Origin of the sequence: Marinobacter sp., from assembly GCF_033722195.1 — a bacterium.
GTDB lineage: Bacteria > Pseudomonadota > Gammaproteobacteria > Pseudomonadales > Oleiphilaceae > Marinobacter.
The window spans coordinates 1-6,281 of sequence record NZ_JAWVZL010000137.1 but is presented as its reverse complement, the minus strand read 5'-3'; the positions used below and the strand labels follow the sequence as shown (position 1 = coordinate 6,281).

The window sequence follows — 6,281 nt, the reverse complement described above, 5'->3', positions numbered from 1 at the left end:
TCAAGACAAAACTCAAATTCGACGAGTCACTGTCTCGATATTTCTGTCGAAACATCGCAGCCAGCGCCCACACGAATTACTTGATCAACTTTTTAAAGAGCGTGAGCCGTTAAGCTCAATCGAGGCGCGTATTCTACAGCCATCCCCGATCCTGTCAACCGCTGATTTTGATCGCCTTATTTCCCAATCAAATCATGCCGTTAACCAACTCCCCCGGCAGGCCGTTGTGCCTGTTGCCCCGAAGGAGATGCGCATTCTACAGACACCCAAGCGGGTGTCAACGCGCTTATTGCGAAAAACCGGAAAATCTTTTCCGTCGGCTATTTGGTGATCAGCACCCGGGCGATCTTCTTTTTACCGGCCTGGATCACGGCGTCATCACCGGCGCTGAAAACGGTATCCGCCGATACCTGCTCACCATTAACGTAGACCGCGCCACGACCCAGAACATCCTTGGCCGCGGCGCCGTTCTTCACCAGACCCGCCAGCCGCAGAACGGAGGCCAGCGGCAACTGATCCTGCCCCTCTAGGGCAACTTCGACGGTGGGCACGTTCTCCGGAATTTCCCCCAGCGCCACCCGGTTACCGGCGGATTTGTGCGCCGTCTTTGCGGCTTCCTCATCGTGGAAGCGGGCAATGATCTCTTCCGCCAGCACCTTCTTGTAGTCCTGGGGATTAGCGCCGGCTTCCACCGCCCTGCGGTAGTCCGCCACCTCGGCCATGGGCCGGAAGCTGAGCAACTCGAAATAACGCCACAGCAGATGATCCGGCACCGACAGCAACTTGGTGTACATCTCGCCGGGGGAATCGTTGACACCTATATAATTGCCCAGGGACTTGGACATCTTCTGCACACCGTCCAACCCTTCCAGGATCGGCATGGTAAGAATCACCTGGGGCGCCTGGCCAAAATGCTTCTGCAGAATGCGCCCCATCAGGAGGTTGAACTTCTGGTCGGTGCCGCCAAGCTCCACGTCCGCTTCCATGGCCACCGAGTCGTAACCCTGCACCAGCGGATAGAGGAACTCGTGTATGGCGATGGGCTGCTCCGCCCGGTAGCGCTTGGTGAAATCATCCCGCTCCAGCATCCGGGCCACGGTGTATTGGCCGGCAAGACGGATCATGTCGGCGGCACTCATCCTGCCCATCCAGTGGGAATTGAACATCACCTCGGTTTTGGCCGGGTCCAGAATCTTGAAGACCTGCTCTTTATAGGTCTGGGCGTTGGAGGCCACCTGCTCGTCCGTCAGCGGCGGGCGGGTGGCACTCTTGCCGGTGGGGTCGCCGATCTTGCCGGTGAAATCGCCGATCAGGAACATGACGTGGTGGCCCAGGTCCTGGAACTGCCGAAGCTTGTTGATCAGCACCGTATGCCCCAGGTGCAGGTCCGGCGCGGTCGGATCGAAGCCCGCCTTGATCCTCAGCGGCCTGCCCAATTTGAGCTTCTCGACCAATTCGTCCTCCGGGAGCAGCTCATCCACTCCGCGTTTGATAATGGCCAGGGACTCGTCAATTGATGGCATGGGCACTAATTCCTTGATTTCAGTGGCGACAACGGCCTCTTACGTTTACAGAGCCCAACAAAATTTCGCTGAGCGTTACTCCGAAGCCTGATACTATGCTTACTGCCTATAAAACAGCCAGTGCCGGCGGGCCGACAGGCGCGGCATTATAACAAGCGTGGCGAGAAAATCCCTGCCTATCCAAAACGTCATTAGGCGGGGAGATGCAATGCCAGTATCTTGCCTGCTTTTGCGACATCGCAGGTTGAACTATACTTCAACCCTGACTTTAATTAGGCTGTTCAACCTACAGAATTAACGACTAAAACAGGTTAACGACGTGCTCAAGACCTTTCCCAAGACCCATCTTGCGGCGGCTATCCTGACCGGGGCGGTGATCAGCGTGACCACCATGTTCAGCCCCAGCGCCGACGTTGAAGCCAAGAGACTTTCCATTTCCCTGGATCTTGAATCCGGCGAAATCACCGAAATTTCCAGCACATCCAAACCCAGCCCCGCGCCGGTGGTGGATGTTGCCGAACAGCCGGAAAGCGTCAGCGACGCCTCGGAGCCTGCTGCTCCGGCGCCCCGCAACAGCCTCGCCGAAGCCCCGCCGGAACCGGAAGCTCCGGCAACCGCTGCAACCATGACCCCCAGCGCCCCGGCGGCACCGGAGCTGAGCTGGCAGGAATTCCCGGTCAAGAGCGGCGACAGCCTTTCCACCCTGTTCCGCAAGGCCGGATTCAACGATGGCCTGATGCTGTCGGTCATCCATGGCAAGGGCGAGGCCAAGAAACTGCAACGCCTGTACGCCGGCGAAACCATCGCCTTCGCCAAGGATGAAGACGGCGAACTGGCCGGCGTTCGCCTGCAGCGGTCGCTGATGGAATCCCTGGTCATTGAACGGGCCGGCGACGGCTTTGCGGGCAAGACGGTGGTTCGCGAACCCGAGGTGCAGGTTACCTATGCCGAGGCGGAGATCGACAGCTCCCTGTTCGGCGCCGGACAGGCGGCCGGGCTGACCGACAAGCTCACCATGGAGCTGGCCGGCATTTTTGGGTGGGACATCGACTTCGTGCTGGATATCCGCAAGGGCGACAGCTTCAGCGTGGTTTACGAAGAGCTCTATCTGGACGGCGAGAAATTCGACAACGGTCGCATCCTGGCCGCCAGCTTCAACAACCAGGGCCGCAACCTGGCGGCGGTGCTGTACACCGACAACAATGGCGTCAGCGATTACTTCACCCCGGATGGCCACAGCATGCGCAAGGCCTTCCTGCGGACCCCGGTGGACTTTGCCCGGATCTCCTCGAACTTCAACCTGAACCGCCGTCACCCGGTACTTAACACCATCCGCGCCCATAAGGGCACCGATTACGCCGCTCGCACCGGCACTCCCATCAAAGCCGCGGGCGATGGGCGTGTGACTCTGGCCGGGCGCAAGGGTGGCTACGGCAACACGGTGGTGCTCCAGCACGGCAACAACATCACCACCCTGTACGCCCACATGAGCCGTTTCGCCAAGGGCGTGCGCTCCGGCAAGTACGTGAAGCAGGGCCAGGTAATCGGTTACGTGGGCTCCACGGGCCTGGCCACCGGCCCGCACCTGCATTACGAGTTCCGGGTCAACGGCGTGCACCGCAACCCGGTAACGGTCAAACTGCCGGACGCCGCGCCGATCCCGAAATCGGAAATGGCCCGCTTCAAGGCCGCCACCGCCACCACGCTGGCGCAGCTCGAGACCTACCAGGACACCCGTCGCATTACCCTCGCCCGGGGTGACTGACGTGGCCGCCGACGCCTGGCTCGGCCTTATGTCCGGCACCAGCATGGACGGCATCGACGCCGTGCTGGTGCGCTTCGAGCAAGACTCCCTCAACCTCATTGCGACCAGCAGCCTGGCCTATCCCCACGATGTCCGGGAACGGCTGGAGCGTCTCAGTCAGAACCACGGCAGCCCGGACGAACTCGGCGAACTGGACCACCGCCTGGGCGGCCTGTTCGCTGAAGCCGCCCGCAGGCTCATTGCCAGCAGTGGACTTGAGGCAGGGCAGATCGCGGCCATCGGCAGCCATGGCCAGACCGTCCGCCACCAACCCGACGGTCAGCACCCATTTTCCCTGCAGCTTGGTGACCCCAACCTGATCGCCGAACACACCGGCATCACCACCGTGGCGGACTTCCGCCGCCGCGACCTGGCGGCCGGCGGCGAGGGTGCGCCCCTGGTTCCGGCCTTTCACCGCGCCTTCTTTGCCAGCCAGCAGGAACACCGCTGCATCCTGAACATCGGCGGTATCGCCAACATCACCTGGCTGCCGGCAGACGCCCCGGACAAGGTATCCGGCTACGACACCGGCCCCGGCAACGCCCTGATGGACGCCTGGTGCCAGCACCACACCGGCCGACCCTATGACGAAGACGGACAGTGGGCCGCGCAAGGCCGGGTGGATTCGCGTTTGCTGACGGACATGCTGGGAGACGGCTACTTTGCCCAGCCAGCCCCCAAGAGCACCGGCAAGGAGAAGTTCAACCTGGCCTGGATAAACACCCACCTGGCGCGTCATGGCGAGCTTGCGCCGGCGGATGTCCAGCGCACACTGCTGGAAGTAACGGTCAGATCCATTGCCGATGAGCTGGCAAACACCGAAGCCAGCACCATCTATGTGTGCGGCGGTGGCGCGCGGAATCCGGTCCTGTTGGAGGCCATCACCCGGGCTTGTGGCGATCGCAAGGTATTGTCAACGCAGGTTCTGGGCCTGGATCCCCAGTGGGTGGAGGCGACTGCTTTTGCCTGGCTGGCAAGTCAGACCATGGCCGGCAAACCCGGCAATCTGCCGAAGGTGACCGGCGCCCGGGGAAAGCGAATTCTGGGAGCAATTTACCAGCCCTGACGAGCCGGCCGCGATGGCCGCAGGCCATCGCCGGCGTTCAGATACTGAGAGATCAGATACTGAAAGAGGAGCCGCAGCCGCAGGTGGAGCTGGCGTTAGGGTTCTGCACGACGAACTGGGAGCCCTGGAGCCCCTCCTGATACTCGATGGTGGCGCCCACCAGATACTGGTAGCTCATCGGATCCACCAACAGGGTAACGCCGCCCTTCTCAATGGCGGTGTCGTCGTCATCCTGGTTGTCGTCAAAGGAGAAGCCGTACTGGAAGCCGGAGCAGCCACCACCGGTGACGAACACCCGCAGTTTCAGATTGGGGTTTTCCTCTTCCTCGACCAGTTCACGTACCTTTGCCACCGCGGTATCGCTGAAAAACAGCGGCGTCGGCATTTGTTCCTGCACAAGACTCAAGATCGCCTCCGGTAATCACTGTGCGATGTTTCGTCGATTATCGTATTCCTGACCAAAACAATCAACTATTCTCCCGCCTCTTTCGCTTCGACCCCGGATGCGGCGTCGCGCCCCGTCCGCTCCGGCTCGTGTTCCCGCTGGGCCTCGGCGGCGGGCTGTTGCTGCAGCAGGCCAATGGGCTCCTTACGGTGCACCAGATTGCCGTTCACTTCGGCCCCCATGGCCATCTCGATCAGGTTGTAATAGACGTTGCCGTGGATGGCGGCATTGGTGGCCAGTTCCAGATGGGTGCCGGCGTAGACGTCACCATGCACCGTGCCGTTGATGATCACGTGGGGCGCGACAATATCGCCCTGGATCTCGCCCACTTCGGAGACCCGCAGCACCGCCTCGCTGCCCTCCTCGGCCACAACCTTGCCGTGGACCTTGCCGTCCACGTGCAGACCTCCGGAGAAATGCACGTCACCCTCCACCGAGGTCTTGCGGGAGATCAGGGTATCAAAATGCCCCACCGGACGACGGGGCTTCTGCTTCTTGCTGCCAAACATGTTATTTCTCCGTCAGTGCGGTCCAGTCAAACGTGCGCTCAGCCTTGGTTGATTTGGCGCCCTCGGCCTGGGCCACCACCTGTATCTCCAGCGGCTCGAAGCCCTCGGGCACCAGCAGCTCGCCCTCCACATCCTGGAAGTAGCGGAAGCGGAAGCGGATGCCCAGATCCTCGATATCTTCGGACAGGTCCCGCAAAGCGATCACTTCCTTCTCATCGTTGCGGATACCCACCACGTTGACCGCCACCAGGCCGGCAATGTAACTCTTGTTGTTGCCCACCTGGGTCAGCACCAGTTTGAAATCGTAGCGCCCTTCACCGCGGGCCGGCCTCAGGCTCATCCTGTCCACCTGCAGGCCTTCATTGGTCTCGGAGGGCGCCATGATGTTGCGGTAGAAGGTCAGGTCCGACTCAAGCTCCGCGATCCGGGTTTCCAGGTTCATGATCGTCCGCCGGGCCTGATTCAGGGCCTGCTCATCGATGCTGCGGCCACGCTCCAGGTTGATCAGCCGCTGCTGGGACTCGGTGTGGACTTCCCGCAACTCGGTGAGCTGACGTTTCAGGGAGTCGCGGGTTTCCACCACGCTGGAAAACCGGAAGCCGTCCTCCGCCATGCCGATGGCATAACCCACAACCGCGGACACCACCGAGAACACCAGCAGAATCATCGTGCGGCGCAGCCGGTAGCCCGGCCGGTGCCGGATGACGACGTACTCGTCCGTCTTCTTTTCGCCCGCCACGCGCCGACCCTACGGCAGGAACGCGGGGAAGTTCAGCGCCATGGTTTCCTCCAGGCCGAACATGATGTTCATATTCTGGACCGCCTGGCCCGCCGCGCCTTTGACCAGGTTGTCGATCACCGAGGACACAATGACCACATCGCTGTCCTCCTGGCGGTGCAGCGCCATGCGGCAGTTGTTGGCGCCGCGCACGCT

The 6,281-nt window shown here is 61.4% G+C and carries 7 protein-coding genes and 1 pseudogene; 3 read left to right on the top strand and 5 right to left on the bottom strand.

The features are described from left to right. The coding region (locus tag R3280_RS15580) for a hypothetical protein (RefSeq protein WP_318999529.1) at positions 1–331 on the top strand (331 nt) is incomplete at its 5' end. Here the strand turns inward: R3280_RS15580 and tyrS are convergent. Beyond that, entirely contained in the window at positions 321–1,523 is a 1,203-nt protein-coding gene (gene tyrS, locus R3280_RS15575; RefSeq protein ID WP_318999528.1) for a tyrosine--tRNA ligase, read from the bottom strand. The genes R3280_RS15580 and tyrS overlap by 11 nt on opposite strands. Before the next feature lie 319 nt (positions 1,524–1,842). On the opposite strand from tyrS, the gene R3280_RS15570 reads away from it, so the two are divergent. Both R3280_RS15570 and R3280_RS15565 read left to right on the top strand, forming a co-directional pair. Then, complete coding sequence (locus R3280_RS15570; RefSeq protein WP_318999527.1) at positions 1,843–3,288, top strand: OapA family protein; 1,446 nt, start codon at positions 1,843–1,845, stop codon at positions 3,286–3,288. A 1-nt stretch (position 3,289) separates the two neighbouring features. Next, on the top strand, positions 3,290–4,393 hold the full coding sequence (locus tag R3280_RS15565; protein ID WP_318999526.1) for an anhydro-N-acetylmuramic acid kinase: 1,104 nt from the start codon (positions 3,290–3,292) through the stop codon (positions 4,391–4,393). Between the two features lie 52 nt (positions 4,394–4,445). Here R3280_RS15565 and erpA read toward each other — a convergent pair whose 3' ends face one another. From erpA to R3280_RS15545, 4 genes and pseudogenes are all read right to left on the bottom strand, one after another. Next, complete coding sequence (gene erpA, locus R3280_RS15560) at positions 4,446–4,778, bottom strand: iron-sulfur cluster insertion protein ErpA (RefSeq protein ID WP_318999530.1); 333 nt, start codon at positions 4,776–4,778, stop codon at positions 4,446–4,448. Positions 4,779–4,864: 86 nt separating this feature from the next. Continuing rightward, positions 4,865–5,347, bottom strand: coding sequence for a polymer-forming cytoskeletal protein (locus R3280_RS15555; RefSeq protein WP_318999525.1), 483 nt, complete (start codon positions 5,345–5,347; stop codon positions 4,865–4,867). Position 5,348: 1 nt separating this feature from the next. Continuing rightward, positions 5,349–6,086, bottom strand: coding sequence for a DUF6776 family protein (locus R3280_RS15550; RefSeq protein ID WP_318999524.1), 738 nt, complete (start codon positions 6,084–6,086; stop codon positions 5,349–5,351). Between the two features lie 9 nt (positions 6,087–6,095). Next, positions 6,096–6,281 (bottom strand): annotated as a pseudogene (locus R3280_RS15545) (N-acetyl-gamma-glutamyl-phosphate reductase); the annotation flags it as partial.